This is a genomic window from Azospirillum mesophilum, from assembly GCF_053470405.2.
The window spans coordinates 45681-65497 of record NZ_JBPXMQ020000026.1 but is presented as its reverse complement, the minus strand read 5'-3'; the positions used below and the strand labels follow the sequence as shown (position 1 = coordinate 65497).

8 protein-coding genes are annotated in these 19817 nt (G+C 73.9%); 2 read left to right on the top strand and 6 right to left on the bottom strand.

What is annotated here, in order from left to right:
* Positions 1-14: 14 nt before the first annotated feature.
* Together ACSVC7_RS22305 and ACSVC7_RS22300 are read left to right on the top strand one after the other, a co-directional pair.
* Entirely contained in the window at positions 15-950 is a 936-nt protein-coding gene (locus ACSVC7_RS22305; protein WP_448206755.1) for a DMT family transporter, read from the top strand.
* Entirely contained in the window at positions 947-2545 is a 1599-nt protein-coding gene (locus ACSVC7_RS22300) for a gamma-glutamyltransferase family protein (RefSeq protein WP_448206756.1), read from the top strand. Before ACSVC7_RS22305 ends, ACSVC7_RS22300 begins: the two co-directional genes overlap by 4 nt.
* Before the next feature lie 14 nt (positions 2546-2559).
* Here the strand turns inward: ACSVC7_RS22300 and ACSVC7_RS22295 are convergent, their stop codons facing one another.
* The 6 genes from ACSVC7_RS22295 to ACSVC7_RS22270 all read right to left on the bottom strand — a co-directional run bounded on the left by ACSVC7_RS22295 (position 2560) and on the right by ACSVC7_RS22270 (position 19815).
* A complete protein-coding gene (locus ACSVC7_RS22295) occupies positions 2560-3903 on the bottom strand; it encodes an amidase (protein WP_448206757.1) in 1344 nt (447 codons plus the stop codon).
* An 84-nt stretch (positions 3904-3987) separates the two neighbouring features.
* Positions 3988-8247: a hypothetical protein gene (locus ACSVC7_RS22290; RefSeq protein WP_448206758.1), complete on the bottom strand. Its 4260-nt coding sequence runs from the start codon at positions 8245-8247 to the stop codon at positions 3988-3990.
* Positions 8231-13204, bottom strand: a complete 4974-nt coding sequence (locus tag ACSVC7_RS22285) for a hypothetical protein (protein ID WP_448206759.1) — start codon at positions 13202-13204, stop codon at positions 8231-8233. The genes ACSVC7_RS22290 and ACSVC7_RS22285 overlap by 17 nt, the downstream gene beginning before the upstream one ends.
* Positions 13201-14058, bottom strand: a complete 858-nt coding sequence (locus ACSVC7_RS22280; RefSeq protein WP_448206760.1) for a hypothetical protein — start codon at positions 14056-14058, stop codon at positions 13201-13203. Before ACSVC7_RS22280 ends, ACSVC7_RS22285 begins: the two co-directional genes overlap by 4 nt.
* 37 nt (positions 14059-14095) lie before the next feature.
* Complete coding sequence (locus ACSVC7_RS22275) at positions 14096-16603, bottom strand: hypothetical protein (RefSeq protein WP_448206761.1); 2508 nt, start codon at positions 16601-16603, stop codon at positions 14096-14098.
* Positions 16600-19815, bottom strand: a complete 3216-nt coding sequence (locus ACSVC7_RS22270; protein WP_448206762.1) for a poly-gamma-glutamate biosynthesis protein PgsC/CapC — start codon at positions 19813-19815, stop codon at positions 16600-16602. Before ACSVC7_RS22270 ends, ACSVC7_RS22275 begins: the two co-directional genes overlap by 4 nt.
* Positions 19816-19817 lie beyond the last annotated feature (2 nt).

Here is a 19817-nt window from a genome sequence, read left to right as displayed (position 1 = left end):
CGAAAGCACGCTTTATGATCAGCCGCGCACGGGCGCTGGACTTGACGCTGGTCGGCCTGATCAGCGTCGCCTGGGGCTTGAACTGGCCCGCCGTCAAGATCGCCCTGTCCCAAATCCCGCCCTGGACCCTGCGCAGCATCGCCTTCGCGGTCTGCGCGGCGGTTCTGTTCGCCATCGCCCGGATGCGCGGCGAATCCCTCGCCGTGCCGCGCGGGGAGCGGGGTCCGCTGGTCGCGTCGGCGCTGCTGAACATGGCGGGCTTCAACATCTGCTCCGCCTTCGGGCAGATGAACATGGCGACCTCCGGGGCGGCCATCATCGCCTACACCATGCCGGCCTGGGCGATGCTGCTGGCGATTCCGCTGCTGGGCGAGCGGCCGGGGGCGCGGCAGTGGATGGGGCTGGGCTGCGGGCTGGCAGGGCTGGCCGTCCTGCTGGGACCTGACCTGGCGCGGCTGGGCGCCCTGCCGCTCGGCCCCGCCTTCATGCTGGCGGGGGCGCTGTGCTGGGCGCTGGGCAATCTGGTGATGAAGCGGACGCGCTGGACCATGCGGCCGGCGGCCATCACCGGCTGGCAGTTCGCCATCTCCCTGCCTGTGGTGCTGCCCGTGGCGCTCGCGCTGGAGCCCGCCCCCACCCTGGCGCTGGAGCCGCGCGTGGCCGTAGCACTGGCCTACCACCTGCTGGTCGCCATGGTGGGCGGCTATCTGCTGTGGTTCGCCATCGTGCAGCGGTTGAGCGTGGCCCAGGCCTCCGTCAGTTCCCTGATCGTGCCGGTGGTGGGCGTCAGCGGGGCCATCCTGGTATTAGGCGAGACCCCGCCGCTGCGCACCTTCCTGTCGCTGGCGCTGATCCTGTGCGCGGTGCTTCTCGTCGTCATGGTCCGGCCATCCGCGCCGAAAACACCCCAATCCCTGCTTCGGTCCCCATTGAGGGAGGACACCCCATGAACTGGGCCATGAACCGAGACTTCAGCCGGCCCGGCCGGTCGGCGCTCGTCGCCAGCGAGGCCGCCGTGGCGACCTCCCACCCGCTCGCCACCGCCGCCGCGCTTGAGATTTTGCAGGCCGGCGGCAACGCGGTCGACGCCGCGCTGGCCGCCGTCGCCGTCCAGTGCGTGGTCGAGCCGCACATGACCGGCATCGGCGGCGACTGCTTCGCGCTCTACGCCCCCGCCAACAGGCCGGTCGTGGCGCTCAACGGCAGCGGGCGCGCGCCGGCCGCCGCCAGCGTGGCGCGTCTGGCCGAGCTGGACGTGACCGGCGAGATCCCCCGGCGCAGCGCGCACGCGGTCACCGTGCCCGGCGCGGTCGCCGCCTGGACGCGCCTGCACGCCGACCACGCCCGGCTGCCGCTCGGCCGGCTGTTCGAGCGCGCGATCCGCTACGCCGAGGAGGGCTATGGCGTGGCCCCGCGCGTCGCGCAGGACTGGCACAACGACGCCGCCCTGCTGGCCGGCGACGAAGGCTGCCGCGCCGTCTTCCTGCCCGGCGGACACCCGCCGCGCGCCGGGGAGCGCCACGCGCAGCCCCTGCTCGGCCAACGGCTGCGCGAGATCGCGCGCGATGGTGCGGCGGCCTTCTACACCGGCGCCACGGCGGATTCGCTCGTGGCCTTCCTGCGCGCCCGCGGCGGCCTGCACACGGCGGAGGACTTCGCCGAGGCCGTGGATGGCGCCGAGTACGTGACGCCGATCAGCACGGATTACCGGGGCTATGAGGTGATGGAGTGCCCGCCGAACGGCCAGGGCCTCGCCGCGCTGATGATCCTGAACACGCTGGGCGGCTTCGACCTGTCGCCGTCCCTGGACGAGGCGGCGCGCCACCACCTGCACGCGGAGGCGACGAAGCTCGCCTACCATCACCGCGACGCGCTGATCGGCGAGGGCAACCCGGCCGCGACCGCGCAACTTCTGTCCGCCGAGGTGACCGACGCCCTCCGGCGCCGCATCGACCCCAACCGCGCGCAGCCGCCGGTGCTGTGGACGGAAGCCGAGCACAAGGACACCATCTATCTCTGCGTCGTGGACCGCGACGGCAACGCCATCTCCTTCATCAACTCCATCTTCAACGCCTTCGGCAGCGCGCAGCTCGACCCGGCGACCGGCGTGCTTCTGCACAACCGGGGCACGTCCTTCCGCCTGATCGAGGGGCATCCCAACGCCATCGCGCCGCGCCGCCGGCCGATGCACACCATCATCCCCGGCCTGCTGCGCAAGGACGGGCGGACGGTCTGCCCCTTCGGCGTGATGGGCGGGCACTATCAGGCGGCCGGGCACGCGGCTTTCCTGTCGGGCGTGCTCGACCGGGGCATGGACGTGCAGACGGCCATCGACCAGCCCCGCAGCTTCGCCTTCAACGGCGTGCTGGAGGTCGAAAGCTCGGTCCCCGACGCGGTGGCGGCGGACCTCGCCGGCCGGGGCCATAGGGTGGTCCGGCGCGGCGGGCCGCTGGGCGGCGCCCAGGCGATCTGGATCGACCACGCGGCGGGCCTGCTGATCGGCGGCTCCGACACCCGCAAGGACGGCTGCGCGCTCGGTTACTGACCCGGGTAGCCCTCCTAGCGCGCGAGCGCGGCCTCCACCGCGCCGGCCATGGCGAGCAGCCGGCGGTCGGCGCCGGTGGCGCCCACCAGCATCAGCCCGCTCGGCAGGTCGCCCGGCTCCTGCATGGGCAGGCTGATCGCGCAGCGGTCGAGGAAGTTGAAGAGGGAGCAGTTGCGCAGCAGCAGGACGTTCAGCCGCGCGTACTCGCCGTCCTCGGCGAATTCCTCGAAACGCGGGGCGGTGATCGGCACCGTCGGCATCAGCAGGGCGTCGAATTCGGCGGTGGTGCGGTCGGCGCGGGCGATCAGGGCGGCGCGGTTCTCGATCAGCTCGATGTAGTCGGCGGCACTCATGCCCCGGCCGCGTTCGATGCGCACGCGCACGCGCGGGTCGTAAAGGTCGCCCTTCTCCGCCAGCAGGGTCCGGTGCCAGTGGACCGCCTCCGCCGCGGAGAAGCCGCCCTTGGCGTTGGCCGGGCCGACGTCGGCCAGCTCCGCCATGGGGATGTCCACGATGCGCGCCCCGGCGTCGGACAGGCGGCGGCACGCCGCCTCGAAGGCGCGGGCCACCGGCGCCTCCAGCCCGTCCAGCACGACCGCCTGCGGCACGGCGAAGCGCAGCCCCGCAAGACCGACCGGCGGCGGCACCCACTCCGCCTCGCCGGCCAGGACCGCGTCGGCGATGGCGCAGCACTCCACCGTCCGGGCGAGCGGCCCGATGGAATCCAGCGTCCAGGACAGCGGCACCGAGCCGCGCAGGGACACGCGGCGCTGGGTCGGCTTGAAGCCGACGATGCCGCACAGCGCCGCGGGGATGCGCACGGATCCGCCGGTGTCGGTGCCGAGCGCCAGCGGCACGTACCCCGCCGCCACCGACACCCCGGCGCCCGAGGAGGACCCGCCGGGAATGCGCCCCAGGTCCGCCGGGTTGCCGGGGGTGCCGTAATGCGGGTTGATGCCAACGCCGGAGAAGGCGAACTCCGTCATGTTGGTGCGGCCGACGACCGCCGCGCCGGCGGCGCGCAGCCGGGCCACTGCGTCGGCGTCGCGCGTAGCGGGCGGCGCCCCGGCCAGCGCCTTCGATCCGGCGAGCGTGGTGTGCCCCGCCTCATCGAACAAATCCTTGACGGAGATCGGCAGTCCGGCGAGCGGCGACGGGCGCTGCCCGGCCCGGCGCAGCAGGTCCTGCGCCTGGGCGGCGTCGCGCGCTTGGCTCCCGTGCACGGCGGTGAAGGTCTTCCGCGCCTCCTCCCCGCCCGCCGCGATGGCGGCGAGGGACGCCTCGACGAGCGCGAGGCTGGTCGTCTCGCCCTTCTCCAGGCTGCGGGAAAGGCTGGTGATCGTGGGCGTCTTCGTCATGGCACGCGCGGCATGCTGTGGATGAGGATGGGGTCAGTGTCGGGCTTCCGCACCGGCTCATGCAAGCCCATCCGTTCATTCATGTCAGGACGCCTCGGGGCTGCGCCGCTTCAGCAGGGACATGCCGGCGAGACTCCAGCGCACCCGATAGCCCCAGTGACGCAGCCGCTCGCCGAGCCAGCCGCCCTTCTGGCGGGCGTAGAGCTTCTTCAGTTCCACCGCCGCGCGGTCGTGGCTGATGCGCTCGGTCGCCATGTCGCGGTAGACACGCTCGGCCGTGCGGCGGCGGCGGACGGCATCGCCGGAATCGAGCACCGCCTCCACCGCGTCGAGGATCTTCGCCAGGGGGCCGGTGGTCCGGGTCATCGCCATGCGGGTCCGCACCGCTGCCATCTGCCGGTCCAGGTTCGCCAGCACGAGGTCGAGCTGCGCCTGCACCGCGTCGTCCCGCGCCGCCGATCCGCGCAGGGACTCCACCGTCGCGCGGACATGCTCCTCCCCCAGCACGCCATGCTCCTGGAAGGCGGCCAGCGCGCGCAAGCCCTCGGCGCGCATGGCCGGCTCCTCCGACCGGGCCTGACGGCAGGCGGCGAAGACGGCGTCCCAGGCCTGCCAGCGGTAGACGAAGTCCAGACCCGTCCCCTTGATGTTCTGCATGCCCATGATGCGGTTGTGGAAGCCGGGCGGCGTCTCCGCCGCGATGCGCTCCACCACCTGATCGCCGGTGGCGTAATAATCCTCGATCACCACGATCTTGCGGCGGAACCAGCCGGTCAGCAGCGCCGCGTAGTCCGCGTCCAGCGCCTTGCGGTCGCCGCCGGCGCGCACCTTTGCCGCGAACTCCCGATACTCCCGCGCCATCGCCTCCCACCCTGCGAGGTGGTCGAGGATGGCGGCGGGTTCCGCCACGCCGGCCTGCTCCAGCGCCGCGCGCAGGGCGTCGGGCCGGTCGCGCAGAGCCAGCAGGGCGGGGACGTCCAGGGGACCCGGCTGCCCTTCCAGCATGGCGCGGAGTGCCGCCTCCACTTGCTCCGGCCCGCGCGGCACGCGCAGGCGGCGGGCGGCGGCCTCCAGCGTCTCCAGCGGGTCGGGCTCGCGCCCGGTCCCGGTCTCCGGCCACAGGGTCAGGGTGGAGGCGGTGGCCTGCCAGGCTTCCTCGATGTAGCCCTGCAAGCCTTCCAGGTTGGAGCCGATCAGCACATGCCGGTCCGCGGCGACGTCGTTGGCGAGGATCGACGCGAACACGCGCGACCGCGAGACGCGGTCGGCCCGGTTGTTGACCACCGTGGTGATGAAGACGCCGGGCTCGGTGTCCGGGTCCTGCCCCTCGAACCCCATGCGCGTCCAGTTGCCGAGCGCGCCGAATCGTTCGTTGGCGGACATGCCGTTGACGAACTCCAGCCGGCGGGTGCGCAGCGTCGCGGTCGGGTAGGCCTTCAGCACGCCGAGATCCGGCACCACCCGGTCGGCCATCTCCTTCAGCGCGAAGTCGCGGTCCACCCCCAGCTCGTCCGCCAGTGCCAGGACGAGCGCGATGTTGAAGGGGTGCTCCTCGTAGGGGAAGCGCTTCAGCGCGTCGGAGGGCAGCAGCCCGGCCTCCAGCCAGCCCACCCCCACCATGCGCGTGCCGAGCGCGTGGGCCGCGTCGGCCAGGATGGGGCGCATCTGCTCCTCCGTGGTCAGGAGGGTGCCGCGCTCCGGGATGAAGTTGGTCATCACCTCCGGGATGTTGCGGCCGGCGGGTCCCTGGAGATCCTCGTGGTCCGGATAGGTGTTGGTGATGGTGGAGATGTCGTCGCGCATCCAGTGCCGTTGCAGCACCCGCACGTAGGACGGGGTCAGCCCCATGCATTCCCACAGGAAGACGTCGGCGCCGAGCGTGGTGGCGATGCGGGCGACGTTGAACTGCTCCCAGATGGTCGCCTTGTCGTAGGGGCGGAAGAGGAACATCTCACGCACCGGGCCGAAGGCGTTGCCGGTCAGGAACATGGCCTCGCAGCCCGTGGTCTTGGAGATCAGCGCGTAGCCCAGCGCGTTGATCATGGCGGCCTTCAGCCGCTCCGTCCCCGACTTGCCGCGCGTGCCCCAGCCGCCCAGCACCAGCGGCAGCGCCGCCCGCGTCCGCCGCATCCGGCCGGCCAGCCAGACATGCCGGCCGAGGAACCACAGCAGCGCCGCCGCGATGAAGACGGCCAGTTGCTGCAAGGTGTTCTGGTAGACGGAGAAGAAATAGGTCTCCAGCTTCCGCCAGGCGGCCGGATCGACGAAGGGAATGACGGCGGGAAAGAAGCGCTGCACGGACTCGTCCAGCGTCGCGTCGCGCCCGTCCGGCAGCCGATGGGGCCGCAGGGAGAAGGAGAATCCCAGCTCCGACAGCGCCTTCAGATAGGCGGAGGGCGGCAGGTTGCGCTGGCTGGTCCAGTTGCGCAGGTTCGCGTAGACCGGAAAGCGGCGGGTCAGCGCCGCCTTGGCCTTCAGCCGGCGCAGGAAGCTTTTCGGCGGCACCACCTCCGTCACGCCCTCCGCCGTGAACAGGCGGACCGGCGCGCCGGTGTCGATGGCCGACAGCGCGTGGTCGGGCAGCGGCAGGTAGGGGCGCCAGCCGGCCTCCTCCGGCAGGTGCAGCGGTTCGCCCGGCACCTTGGTCTCCGCCAGCTCCGACAGGATGGCGGAGGGGGCGGACAGCGTGCCGGTCCAGACGCGGCCGATGGTGTGGCGGAAGGCCTGCCGCTTGTCGGGGGAGGGATGCCGCATCTCGTGCAGCGCCCGCCACGCCCGGAAGCGGAAGCGCGCCCCCCGCTGCACGCGCGGCGCCACCGGCCCCCGCGTCAGGTCGTAGCCGTGGTCGTCCTGCGCCAGCACGGCCAGCACCCGCGCCGCAAGCTCCGGGTTGGCCGCCACCTCCCGGCGCAGGCGCCACAAGGTGCGCTTGCGCCCCTCCGGAATGCCGCGCAGGGTGAGGGCCAGCGCCTCGGACAGGCGGCGGGCGGCGGGGTCGGTGCGGCACCACAGCCGCTCCCGCGTCTCGGCGGCCCAGCGGCGGACGGTCAGGGCCGGGGCGTCGGTGTGCAGCCGTTCCAGGTCGGGCAGCAGCTCCGCGAACCAGCGGCGCGCGGCACCGTCCTCCATGCGCTCCGGCAGGCGTCCGGCGACGGTCAGGGCGGTCCGCAGCACGAAGGGGCTCTTCTCCGTCGCGAAGACCTCCGACCAGACCGGACGCAGCAGCTCCGCCCCGACCCGGTCGAGCAGATGCGGCGCGGTGGTCAGCACGGCGGCGCGCACCTCCGGGGCGGGGTCTTCGGTGGCGAGGCCCGTCAGCAGGGCGGCGATCAGTCCCTTCGGCGCCCGCCACAGCCCCAGCGCCAGGGCCTGCCGCACGGCGACGCTGGGGTCGTTGCGCACCACGCCCGCAAGATCCGCCAGATCGGGTATGGCCTCCAGGCTTTCGCACAGCAGGGCGACGGCGCCCCGCCGCACCCACAGGTCGTCCCCCTCCGCCGGTTCGGACAGGCGGACGCGGAGGGCATGGCGGAAGGCGTCCGGCGACAGGGTGCGCAGCAGGCGCAGCGCCTCCCGCTGGCTCCAAACATCGGAGGATGGACCGGTGGCGGGGGTGAGCGCCGCGCGGTAGATCGTGCGCAGGGTCAGGTCCCCGACGATCCCTTCCTGAAGCGCCGGGGCCACGGCGCGCAGCGCGGCGGCCAGCGCGTGGAAGGCGGCGGTGCGCACACGGGCGTCGCCGTCGTGGCTCATCAGCCGGGCGGCCACGCCCTCCACGTTCAGGCGCCGCCACAGCCGCCGCTGCGCCTCCTCCTCCCCCGCTTCCCCGAGCGCCAGAGCCGCCATGGCGCCCAGCCGGTCGAGCGCGAAGGCGATGCGCCGCTCGTGCAGGGAGACACGGCGGCGGTAGCGGTCGATCACCGCGTCGAAGCCGAACCAGCGCCGGAAGGCCCGCCGGTCGCCGCGCACCTGCCACGCCGTCCGGCCGAGATGCCGGGAAAAGTCCAGGATGTGGGCGCGCCGTTCCTCCTCGTCGAGGGCGCGGGCGTGGCGGGCGCTGAGGTCGGCGAAGGCGCGGTGCAGGTCGGCGGTCCGGTCCGCCTCCTCCCGCACCATGTCGGACAGGAAGACGGCAAGGTCGGCGGGGTGGGCGGTGGGACCGAAGCGCGCGGCGGCGGCCTTCGCCCACTCGTCCAGCATCGGCCGCTCCGCCCTCAGGAGGCGCGGGTGGACGCCACGCTCCAGCCGGCGGCGCACCGGTTCGGGCCGCAGGGATTCGGGCGGCAGCGCTGGAGAACCCGCTCGTTCCGGCCGTTCGGGGACTCTGCTAGTCTGGACCGACATCCCGCACTCCGTCGTTCGCCCACACATTGTTGTTGGAAAGGGCGAACAGCCGCCGCCCCCGGATGTCGTCGAACGGCACCTCGCCGGGCATGAAGTCGCGGTAGCCGCGCCCGTTCCCGAAATGCCACGTCACCGAGACCAGCCCCGTCACGTCCCCCGTCCGCAGCCGCTTCTCCACGCCGAACCCAAGCTCCACCCGCTCGCCGGACGGCAGGAAATGGTCGTAGGAGGCGCCAAGCCGCAGCCGGTTGTCGTTCAGGGGCGCACTCCGCCCGCCGTTGGCGAAATAGCGGGCCTGCCGGTAGCCGATCTCCGCCACCACCGGGCCGAACAGCTGCTGCCAGGCGACCTCCAGCGCGACGTTGTCGGGCTGGAGGGGGTTGAAGCTCTGCGTCGTCGTCAGCCCGGCGTTCAGGACCCAGCGCGTGTCGAGCCACGGGCTGTGCGTCAGGCTGTAGGAAAAGCGCAGGCCGTGCCGGTGGGTGGCCTTGTAGGGGGTGAAGACATCCGGGTCGATGTCGCCGAGGCCCCGCGCCTCCTCCTGCGACAGGCTGAGGTGGCGCACGAAGACGGTGGCGCCCATCCGATGGCCGGTCTTCTCCGACAGCTCCTGCCGGAAGGCGGCGCCGGCCTGGAGCGTGCCCGACCATTCCACGCCCCGCTCCGGCAGGCGCTGCCCGTAGAGGTCCGCACCAGCGCGCAAGACCAGCGGCAGGTCCACGGGCCGGTGCTCCACCCGCTCGGTGAAGCCCAGTGTCGGGCGGTCCAGGTCCCAGCCGCGCGCCAGGAACTCCGTGCGCCAGTAGAGCTGCCGGGCCGGGTCGAAGTAGCGGTGCACCGCGCTCAGCTCCGCCGAGGGCTGCGGCTTGGTTCCGGTCTGCGGCTCGTCGTTCGCCAGCCGGCGCTGGACCAGCGCCGTGACGCTCCAGGTGCCGTCCTCCTGCCCGCCGAGCGGCAGGCCGTCGTCGAAACGCACCCCACGGATGTCCGGCGCGTCCGCCACCGTGACCGGCGGGTCCGGCGTGCGTTCCGGCGCCGGGGCCAGCGGCTCCACGTCCGAGGCGACGACCGTCGGGTCGGGGACGAGGCGGAAAACGCGCAGCAGCGCTTCCTCCCGTCCCGGCTCGGGCCGCAGATCCACCGCCTGCCAGCCGGCGGGGACCGGGCGGTAGCGCGTCAGGGTGTTCCCGTCGCGCAGCTCGTCAATGCGCAGCCACGCCGGCCCCTCGATCCGGTGCACCAGCGGCTCCGCCGCCGTGGCGACGTCGTAGGCGCGGTCGGCCCGCTTGGCCAACGGCACCATGGAGCCATCGGGGGCGCGCTCCCACAGGCCCAGGCGGACGAAGCGGTTGGCGACGGGGTTCACCAGGGCGAATCGCAGCGCGTGCTCCCCCGCCGGAACGGGGATGCGCAGGGTCTGCGGCGCGCGGCCGGGGCCGACGCGCAGCGTCGCCGGGGCACCATCGTCCAGCCACCAGCGCACCTCCACCGGCTCGGCCGGCATGGTCGGCAGGGTGACCGGGGACAGCCGCGCCTCCACCTCCCCGGCGGCGGTGTTGATGATGGACACGGCGACGGTCGCCGTCCCGCCGAGAAGCTGTTCGGCGGGGCCGAGCGGTTTCAGCAGGGCGGCCCGTGCCTGGACGGCAGGGCTCTCCGGCTCCCATCCCTCCACCGGCACGGTGCGCACCCCGGCGCTCGATTCCGGGGAGGCCAGCCGTTCCCAGCGCGCCTTGCGGGTGAAGCGTCCCCACACCGCCGGCACACCCGGAACCGCCGCGTTCTCCTGCGCCAGCCGCGCCGCCTCGGCCAGCGCAGCACCGTTGCGCTCCGGCGCCCGTTCGAAGGCGGCGAGCAGCCGGTCGAGCCGCGCGCGCACCGCCTCGCCGGGGGCGGCCGGTGCCGCCGCGCCTCCCGCCTGCGGGGCTGACGCGCCGAAGGCGGCCAGCGTTCCCTGCGTCGCGGGCGGCAGGACCGCGAGCGGAAGGGCCGGCCGCTCCACCGCCACGCGGACCAGCAGCGGCGTGCCGTCCGTCTCCACGGCAACCTCCGACACGCCGGCGGGCAGGGTCAGCGGCTCCACCACGGCGGTGCCCGGCACGCCGGGGGCGCCCAGGGCTTCCAGCCCGGCGGCCGGCACGTTGTTGGTGTAGGACACCGGCCGCGCCGCCCCGCCCGTGATCGTCCCACCCGCGCGGATGCGGAACCAGCCGTTGGCCGGTGCCCCCTTTGCACTCGGGTGCAGCGGGCGCGCCTCCACCCGCAGCGTCGCGGGACCGGGAACGCTCAGCCGCACGGGGTTGCCCGGCAGGGTGAGGAAGGCGGCGAAGGGCAGGTCGCGGGCCGTGGAGACGACGGTGGCCGCCCCGGCGTGGCCGGTGACCAGGGGGGATGCGTCCTCCCACAAGCGCGGTCCGGGGTGGGCCGCCTGCCAGGCCAGCCACGCATCGGCGGAGGGTGCTGCGCGGATCGCGCGCCCGTCCTCCAGCGCCTTGGCCCAGGGCGAGCCCGCCGGCCCGGCCTGCCGGAACAGGGCGAGCGCCCGCTCCTCCTCCCCATGGCGCTGCGCCTCCAGACCTTGCCAGACCAGCCGTCGGGCGGGATCGGGGTCGGCCCCCGCCAACACCTCATACTCCGGCCACCAGCCGAGCCGGTAGGCGGCCTGCGGCAGGTCCGCCGGGCGCTCCCCCGGCGGCATCGCCAGCCCGACCTGCAAGGCCATGGCGTCGCGCCGGTCGGCCATCAGCGCGTCGGCAAGCGCGCGCAGCAGCGTCAGGTCCGGCCGCCGCGCGATCTCGGCGGCGAGCATGGCCTCCTGCCCCTCCAGGTCGTTGGTCTCGCGGTAGCGCCGCATCAGATCGTCGAAGGCCTGCCGCCGCGCCTGCGGGCTGCGCGCGTCGCGGTAGAGGCCCTTCAGCACCCGCTCCGCCAGATAGTGCTCGCCCTGCCGTTCCAGCATGCGCGCCTGCCCCACCGTCGTGCCGCCGCCCGAGGGCTTCTCCACCGTTGCGAAGGCGGTCCGATGACGGGCGCGAAGCAGGCGCAGCAGCGGCAGCCAGCCGTTGTGAAGCTCCCGCGCCGCCTCCGGCCGGCGGTCGAGGTCGCGCAGGAAGGCGCAGCGGTCCGGCTGTTCGGTCCAGGACGGGCAGGTGATGGCCGCCGCAACCGCGCCGGTGAACAGGCGGTAGGCGTCCGGCTGGCCCAACCGGGCGGTCTCCTCCATCTGCGCGCCGGACGCCAGCGGCTCCGGGCGGGAGGCGCGGTACTGCACGGCGACGCGCACCGGCGGCCCGCCCTGTTCCCTCCACAGCGTGACCGTCCGCACCCCCCTGGGCAGCGGCAGTTCGGCCGTGCCCGCCTCCACCAGCGGCCCCGGCGGGTGGTTGACCGCGAAGGCGCCGTCCTGCGTCGGAACAACCGACCCTTCTTGATCGCGCAACCCCAGCCGTCCCGGCCCCGGCTGGTAGGCGTTCGGCGGCAGGTCGCGGCCGGGGTGCAGGCGCACCCGGCGCGGCGGGGCGCCGTCATACTGCACGAACAGGTCCACCGACCGGTCGAGCCCCTCGCGCGCCGCAATCAGGCGCAGCTGTGACGGCGCCTCCCGCGCCGGCAGGACGTAGCGGAAGGGGGCCGAACGCTCCGGCACGGGAAGGAAGCTTGCCCCGAGCAGCCGGTCCTGCAACAGCTCGGGACCGAGCCCCGCCGGGTCGGGCGGGCGCGGCGGGTCGAAGGGGCCGATCAGCCGGTCCTCCGCCACCCAGCCATTGCCCGGCCGCAAGCCTTTGGGCAGCCGTTGGGGCAGCAGCTCGCGGTATTCCGTGTAGCTGCCGCGAAGGCGCTCCGCCGCCCGCTGCACCGCCGGGTCGCCGGGGCGTTCCTTCGCCGACCGCTCCATCAGCGCCGAGGCGGCCAGCCCCGCCCCGCCCCAGCGGTTGTCGCGGGCGAGGCGCCGCGCCTGCGCCTCCAGCGCGGCGGGGTCGAAGGGGCTGTCGGCGCTTGTCAGCTCCGGCGCGTTCAGGCCGGGCAGCAGATAGCCCGCTACCCCGCCCGCCAGGACCCGCACCGCCACGGGGGCCGAGGCGTCGAAGGCCAGCCGGTGCGTCCCCGTCGGCACGTCGAGATAGCCGATCCGCTCCAGCCCCACCGCTTGGGGGGCGCCGTCCAGCCGGAAGGGTTCGGACAGGTCGGGCGTGGTCTCGAAGGACAGGGTCCGCCAGTCGGCCCCGTCCAGCCGCACCGCGATCCGGTAGGACAGCGTCCACACCGCGCCACCTTCCGCGAACAGTGCGCGGGTCCGCAAGGCCAGCCGCGCCGGACCCTGGACCTCGGCCGCCGCCTCGACGTTGGGCGTCAGCCGGTCGTGGGCGAGCGACTGCATCCGGCGCGTCAGCGTCGCGTCCGGCGCGTCGAGGTCCAGGCGGTCGCGGTACAGTGCCAAGTTCGGAGGCTCCTGCCGCGAGACGAAGAGGGCGAGGGCGAGCGGCCCGCCGTTCCCCGCCGGGTTCCGGACGCGGGCGATGGCGGGCGCGTCGGTCGGGCCGCGCACCAGCAGGTCGCGCCCGTCGATGGAGCGCTGCGGGTCCTGGAGCACGGCAAGGCCGCTGCCGTCCGATAAGGACACCTCGACCGCCTCCCGCTCCAGCGCGGCCCCCTCCGGCCGGCGCAGGCGCAACGCGCCGTCGGCGGGCAGGCGCACGGTCACCGACGCGCCCGGCGCCAGGGTCACCGCATGCAGGCCCGTCCCCCGGTCGCGCACCGGCCGCTCGCCGCCGGCCCAGAGCGGCGCGCCCTCCACATTGTCCCAGCGCAGCAGAGGGGCCGTGCCGCCGGACAGCCGGTCCTCCAGCGCGTCCACGTCGGCCCGCGCGCCTCCGGGGATCAGGCCGGGCGCGCACAGCAGGGCCGCCACAGCCATGGTCGTCGCCATCAGGACCGCGCGAAGCCGGCGCCGGATCATCGAAAGCCGCCCAGCAGGCAGTCGGCCAGCACGCCCCGCAGCGCCGCGTCGCGCGCGAGGTCGTGCCGCAGGTCGCGGGCCATCTCGACATGCATGAAGCCGTAATGGCCGAGGTCGCGCATGGCCTCCGCGTTGGTGTTGGTGGTGGCGCCGAGTTCGCGGATGTCGAAGGGGTAGAGCAGTACCGGCACCGCCCAGCCCGTCTTCAGGCAGCGCGCCCGGTCCCGGACGGCGGGTGGCGGAACCTTGGTGCCGTTGCTGACGATGGCCCCGGCCTCCGACCCGGCGTCGCTGTTGCGCTTCTCGTTCTCGAACCCGTGCAGCTGGACGACCAGCCCGTCGCCGTGCGTGCGGGCGAAGGCGCGGGTGAAGGCGTTGAAGTGGCTGACGCGCTCGTGCGCCATGTCGGCCTTCACCCGGCGCCCGCCCTCCTCGTACCAGCGCGGGACGCTGTTCCAGGCGGCGGCGGCGAAGGGCCGCTCGGCCATCAGGCGGGCGGCGATGGTGCCGGTGTCCAGATCCTTGAAGCGGTGCGGCGCCTCCAGAAGGATGGGGGCGGCGCGCCCGCGACGGATCAGGTAGACGCCCTTGCCCTCGCCCCGGCCGTGCGCCTCGCGCACCACGGTCATGTCAGTGTCGCCGACGCGCAGGCTGCCCAGCGCGAAGCCGAGTTGCCCCAGCGACCGTTCCACCGCCGGACCGGCGTCCCCTTGCAGCAGGCGGACGAAGGCCTCCTCCGCCTGCTCCGCGGCGGCCCGCGTCGCGGCGACGTAGCCGCCGGACAGGGCCGTTTCCTCCAGCAGCCGGTCGATGTCGTCCATACCCATATCCTTGCCGAAGGCCGTTCCCGCCATGGCCAGTCCCCCCGCGATCGCCAAAACCAGAAGACTCCTAACGCGCATGGCCCACCCCCTCCCGCGAGGCTTCCTGCCGGATGTCCCGCCGGGGCAGGAAGCCCGGCAAGGTGCGCGCCAGCGACAGATAGGCCTCCGGCCCGGACTCCAGCCGGACCCGCAGCCGGTAGGTCCCCGGCGGCAGATCGGTGCCGAGCGGCAGGAACAGCGTCCGTTTGGCCCCGACCGACTGCGCGCTGCCCAGGACCGGCGTGTCGAAGGGCTCCGGCCCTACGCGGACGCTGTAGTCGCGGCGGCGCAGGGTCCAGCTCGGGTAGGGGCCGGCGGCGCCACCCGGCCCGCCCTCCACGGCGATGGACAGGTTCTGCCGACCGCTGGCACCCGGTTGGGCGAAGAGGTGGGCGGCCAGCAGCTCGTCGCCCGGCGTGCGCTTGACGTAGTCGAACACGGTTTCCCCCACCGGCAGACGGATGGCGCGGCGGCGGATCAGGCTGTCCTCCGCCGGCTCCGCCTGATTGACGAACAGCCGGGCCGGCCCCGCGCCCACGGCCCTGACCCGGTGCGGCCCGGCGGGCACCGGCGGCAGCGGCACGACCGCCCGCGCCGCCCCGACGGACGGCGCCGCAAGGGACCGCCCGTCCAGTTCCACCTTGACGGAGAGCGGCCCGCCCTGCTCCCGCAGGGCCAGCAGTTCCGGCTGGATCGGCGCCCCGGCGAAGGGCGGGACGAAGGTCAGCGCCGCCTCCGTCCCGTCCGCCGGCAGCGGCGTGAAGATGGAGGCGAGTGCCGCCGGCCGGGCCAGCGTGGCGGCGCGCGGCACCAGCAGGTCGCGGGCGAGCCAGGGGCCTTGCGGCGTCACCTCCTCCCAGTCGTAGCGGCCGGCGAGGATCTGCTCGTCCTCCTGCGGCGGGCGGCGTTGCAGGGTGATGAGCGGTGCGTGGTTCGTGCGCAGCAGATCGCGCCAGCCGGCGGGGCGCAGGGGGAACCATGTCAGCGCGCGGGCGTCGGCGTCCTCCGCCTCGGCGAAGCGGTCTTCCGGCACCATGGAGCGGCGCGCCGTCCCCGGCGGCCGGTTGGACGCCGCGAAGGTCAGCGGCTCGGTCGCCTGGACGCGCAGTTCGCGCACCGGTTCGGGCAGGTCGAAGTGGATCAGCGCGGGCTCCGACAGCTCGGCCACCGGATTGCCGGCCAGCCGGTCGTAGGCGGAGGGGATGAAGCTCAGCGTGATGACGCCCTCCTCCAGCACACGGCCCCCCTCCCCGGCCAGCTGATAACGGAACTGCGGCGGCTCGGGTCCCGGCGGCACCCTGGGATCCAGCCGCACCCGCCGGACCGCCAGTTGGAACGGCGTCGCCGCCCCGTCGGCGTGCAGGATCGGGAAGGTCAGCGGGGTTTGCGGGTCGGACTGGAACACGCGGAGCGACCCCGCGGGCGGGGTCAGTTCCCGCTCGCTCCCCACCCCCTTCACCGGGTCGTCCCGCAGGAAGGCGCGCACGGCCACCGGCGCGTCGGCGGCGATCTCCAGCAGGCCGCCGGCGAACCGCTCCTGATGCGGCGGGCGGGCGGTGGACCAGCCGATGGCGCTGCTGCGGCGGTCCCCCGGCTTGGCGCCGTACCAGGTGATCCGCGCGCTGCCCTCGGTGGCGGCCGGCGTGCCGTCCGGCTGGCGGACGGGGGCGAAGCGCAGCTCCACCACGCCGCCCGTCTCCGGCAAGGGCACGGTGCCGACATGGGCGGCGTCGAGCAGCAGGCCCGGCGGCGGCGCGGGGGCGTCCACCCGCTCCCCCACGACCTCGCGGACCACGAACAGCTCCCGCCCCGCGTAGTCGCGCCCGGCCACGCCGCTCGGCCCCAGCGGGATCCAGCGGTTGCGCAGCAGGTTCTCGCGCTCCTCCCCGTTCAGCAGGGCGGGCGGGTAGACGTTGCCCTCCGCCAACCGGCGGCGCTGGTCCTCGTTCAGGCGCTGCCACAGCACGCCGACGCGGTGCTCCGCCACCGGCTCGCGGGCGTAGACGCGCAGGGACACGCGGGTCAGCGGCACGTCCGCCGACTGGAGCCGGACGCGCAGCGCGCTCGCCGAGGGGTGCGCGGACAGCCCCAGGACGGTGGCGTCGGCGGCGGTCGGCACGTCGGTCCCCTCGCCGTAGAAGGCGGCGGTCACCGGTTTGGAACCGGCCAAGTTCCGAAAGGTGATCGGGCTGGTGCGGCGCTGCCACGTCCCTTCCTCCAGCACCGCGCCGCGCCCGTCCACGAGCTGGTAGTCGATGGCGTAGCGCCATTTCGCCTTGGGGTCGGCGGTGGCCTCGGGCGGCACGTCGGCGTGGCTGACCACGCGCACCAGCTCCGGATGGTTGGGCATCGGGAAGCTGGTCCAGCGCTGCGCGTCCAGCCCGTAGGCGATGCTGGGGTCCGCCTTGTCCAGGCGTTCCAGGGCGGCGGGCTCCTCCCCGAACCAGCCCTGCGCGCCGCGCCACAGGGCCAACGCGGCGCCGAGCAGGGCGGGAAGGACGAACAGCAGGATCAGCAGCCGGCCGAGCAGCCTCATCCGCCCCCTCCCCGCTCCGGCAGGAGCCAGGCGGTGCGGCTGTCGATGAAGCGCGCGACCTGCGCGCGGTCCAGGCGGGCGGGCGCGAAGCGCTCCTCCGACTCCGGGTCGGCGGGGGTGAGGTTGACCAGGGCGGCGACGGCGCCGTCCGCCCCGGCGATCATCAGGAAGCTCTGCCGGCTGTTGGGGTCGATCAGCCGTTCCAGCCGGTAACCCCGGGCGCCCTGCTGCACGCGGCGCAGGGCCAGCCCGTCGCGGCGGTCCAGATAGTCGGTCAGCAGCGCGCGCAGGCCGTCCGGCAGGGGGGTCGTGCGGGCTCCGGCCTCGGCCAGCCGGTCGGCGGGGTCGGCCTCCGCCGTGGGGATGCCCAGCGTGTCGAACAGGGACTGCTCCGCCTGCGCCTCGTCCCGCTGGGCGTAGGCGCCGCGCAGCAGCGGCGACAGCCAGAGCACCGCGAACTCCTTCCCGCGCGTCTGGCCAAGGTAGAGCGTCTGCCGGCTCTGCCCGACACCATAGCCGGCGGTCTCCAGCCGCCCGTCCACCAGCCCCAGGTCGATGCCGGCGCGGCTCACCCGGTCGGCCAAGCCCTGGGCCAGCGGGGTCATACGGGCCGGCCCCAGCTCCGTCCGGCCGAGTTCCGTCCGGCCGAGTTCCGTCCGGTCGAGCGCCAGCAGCGCGTCGTGCGGCGGCAGGACTCCGTCCTCCGGCACGCCGAAGGCGCGGGACTGCACGGCCATCAGCGGCCGGTCGCCGGACTCCCGCAGGATGGCCTGGTTGACGAGGCTGAACAGGTTGGGCGGTGCGGTGGGCAGGGTGACGTTGGCGCTGCCGTCGCCGTTGGCGCGCGGGTCCGCCCCGGCGACCAGCAGGGCGCGGGCGCCCAGCTGCGCGAACAGCGACAGGCCGAACTCCAGCGTGTTCAGTTCGGCCAGCGGGTGCGGCACCTCGACCAGATAGGGTGCCGCGTCCGGGTCGAGCGCGATGGCGACGGTGCCCCAGTGCCGCTCGCCCCCTTCAGCCTCCGTCAGCAGCAGCGTGCGCCGGCCGCCGCCTTCATGAATCGACAACTGGTAGCCCAGCGCGCTCGCGGCCAGACCGGCGGCGGCGAGATCCTCGGCGGTCGGCGCGCGGCCCGCCAGGATGTCGGACAGGAGGGGCCGCAGCACCTCCGCGTCTATGTAGAGCAGCTGGTCCAGCCGGGGCGGGGCGTAGGCGTTGCTGCCCGCCTCGGCGATCCGGCCGGGCTCGCTCAGCCGTTCCAGCAGAAGACCCTGGAGGCGCCCTCCACTCCCCTCCCGGCCAATCCTGTCCGGGGGAAGGGACGCCGCGACGATGCGGGCAGATGCGGGCGGCGCCAGGGTCAATTCGGCGAAGCCGCCGGTGGTGGCCTGCCGCTGGATGTTGCGCGCCGGCGGGCGGCCCCATTCGGTGCGCAGGGTCCCCGCCGCACGCTCCAGCCTGGGAAGGTCCAGCGTTTCCGGCACGCGGTCCACGATGCGCAGGACGGGCGCGCCCTCCCCGCCGCCCTTCTCCGCCGGGCCGCGCAGTTGCAGCACCGATCCGGCCACCGCCTCGTGGAAGGCCTGGAACAGCGACTGGTAGGCGAGCCGCGCGTCCGCCATGCTGTCGCCGGACAGCGACGGGCTGGTCCCCGCCACCGCCAGGGCACGGGCGCCGAGGTCACGGAACAGCGCCGTCCCGGCGTCGGCGAGGCCGCGCGATTCCAGCGGGTCCGGCACCTCCACCACCAGCGGCGCGCCGCCTGAGTCCGGAGCGTCCGTGGTGATGACGTAGGCGCCCCAGCCGCGCCCCGGCGCCTCCTCCCGCAGCAGCAGGTAGTGGCCCTCCACCCGCTCCGCGCGATAGCCGATGGCGTGCAGAATTCCGGACACCTCGCGCAGCGCGTCGGGCGCGGTTCCGCCGGGTTCCAGCAGCCGGGCGACGGCGCGGCGGAAGCCCTCCGCCTCCTCCGGCGCGGGGGGATCGGCGCGGTCGGCGGACCAGTGCGCGTAGACGCCGACGCGGGCGGCGGCCAGGGCGTGGGCCAGGCTGTCCTTGCGGTCGCGCACCGGCACGGGCTCCGTCGCCGCCGTGCCGGGGGTGACCGCCGCCACCGGCAGGAAGGCCGCCAGCGCGAAGCCGACGAGGCTGCCGGCCGCCACCCCGGTCAGGGAGATCTGCAAGGTCGCGCGCGTGAAGCGGGCCAGGATGTTCTTGTCGAACATCTTGATCGCCATCAGCGTGGAGAGCAGATAGCCGAACCCGTAATAGTCGGTGATCTTGACCTCCAGCCCGCTCCAGTGCAGGGCGTAGGCCAGGGCCATCTTGTAGGCGAAGCTGATGTTGAAGAAGAGGAGGATCTTGCGCGCCCCCTCCATCGTCACGCTGGCGAAGACGGGCGTGCGCAGGACCAGCGCCGCCAGCCCGTAGATCACGAAGGCCTCGACGAAGGAGCTGAGCACCTTCACCGGCTGGTACCATTGCAGCGCGATCAGCGCGGGGATGAGGATGCCGTTGAACTCCCACCCGTACAGCAGGTTCATGCGCGAGGCGAGGAAGGCCGTGACCACCAGGATCACATAGGCCTTGGGGCTCGCCAGGACGGAGGTCGCGATGCCCTCGTACAGGTAGGCGATGCCGCTGATGCGGAAGTTGGTGAACTCCATCAGCCCGTAGCGGACGATCAGGTAGGTCAGCCCCAGCGTCACGGCCACGGGGAACAGCCCGCGCAGGAATCCCGGCTTCCAGAACTGGTTGGCCAGCAGCGCGATGACGATCAGCCCGAAGCTTTGCAGATTGTGCCGCCAGTCGAAGGCCAGCCCGAAGCGGTCGTCCAGATACTGCCCCAGCACCGGCAGCAGCCACGCGTCGAAGCCCAGCCGCACGACGATGCTGCACAGGACCAGCGCCATGAAGCGGTCGCGCCCGAAGATGCTGCTCCAGGTCGCCCCGCCCGACAGCCGCTCCGACACCAGCCAGACGAGGAGGTAGGTGACCGCCGCCTCCACCATGATGACGGCGGCCGACCAGGGGCGCGCGATCATCAGCGGCACCAGATAGCCCGGCACCACCAGCCCCGACAGGACCCAGCCGAAGCGCAGGTTGAAGAAGGCGATGACGTGCACGCCCACCCAGGTCGTCGTGATGACGGAGCTGGACAGGCTCCCTTCCGGAAAGACCGGCAGCGGGAACAGGGCCTGGAGCCATTCCATCG

Excerpts from the sequence above, each read along its gene's own strand:
- ACSVC7_RS22305 (WP_448206755.1), top strand. The coding sequence starts at position 15 with ATGATCAGCCGCGCACGGGCGCTGGACTTGACGCTGGTCGGCCTGATC.
- ACSVC7_RS22300 (WP_448206756.1), top strand. The coding sequence starts at position 947 with ATGAACTGGGCCATGAACCGAGACTTCAGCCGGCCCGGCCGGTCGGCG.
- ACSVC7_RS22295 (WP_448206757.1), bottom strand. The coding sequence starts at position 3,903 with ATGACGAAGACGCCCACGATCACCAGCCTTTCCCGCAGCCTGGAGAAG.
- ACSVC7_RS22290 (WP_448206758.1), bottom strand. The coding sequence starts at position 8,247 with ATGTCGGTCCAGACTAGCAGAGTCCCCGAACGGCCGGAACGAGCGGGT.
- ACSVC7_RS22285 (WP_448206759.1), bottom strand. The coding sequence starts at position 13,204 with ATGATCCGGCGCCGGCTTCGCGCGGTCCTGATGGCGACGACCATGGCT.
- ACSVC7_RS22280 (WP_448206760.1), bottom strand. The coding sequence starts at position 14,058 with ATGGCGGGAACGGCCTTCGGCAAGGATATGGGTATGGACGACATCGAC.
- ACSVC7_RS22275 (WP_448206761.1), bottom strand. The coding sequence starts at position 16,603 with ATGAGGCTGCTCGGCCGGCTGCTGATCCTGCTGTTCGTCCTTCCCGCC.
- ACSVC7_RS22270 (WP_448206762.1), bottom strand. The coding sequence starts at position 19,815 with ATGGAATGGCTCCAGGCCCTGTTCCCGCTGCCGGTCTTTCCGGAAGGG.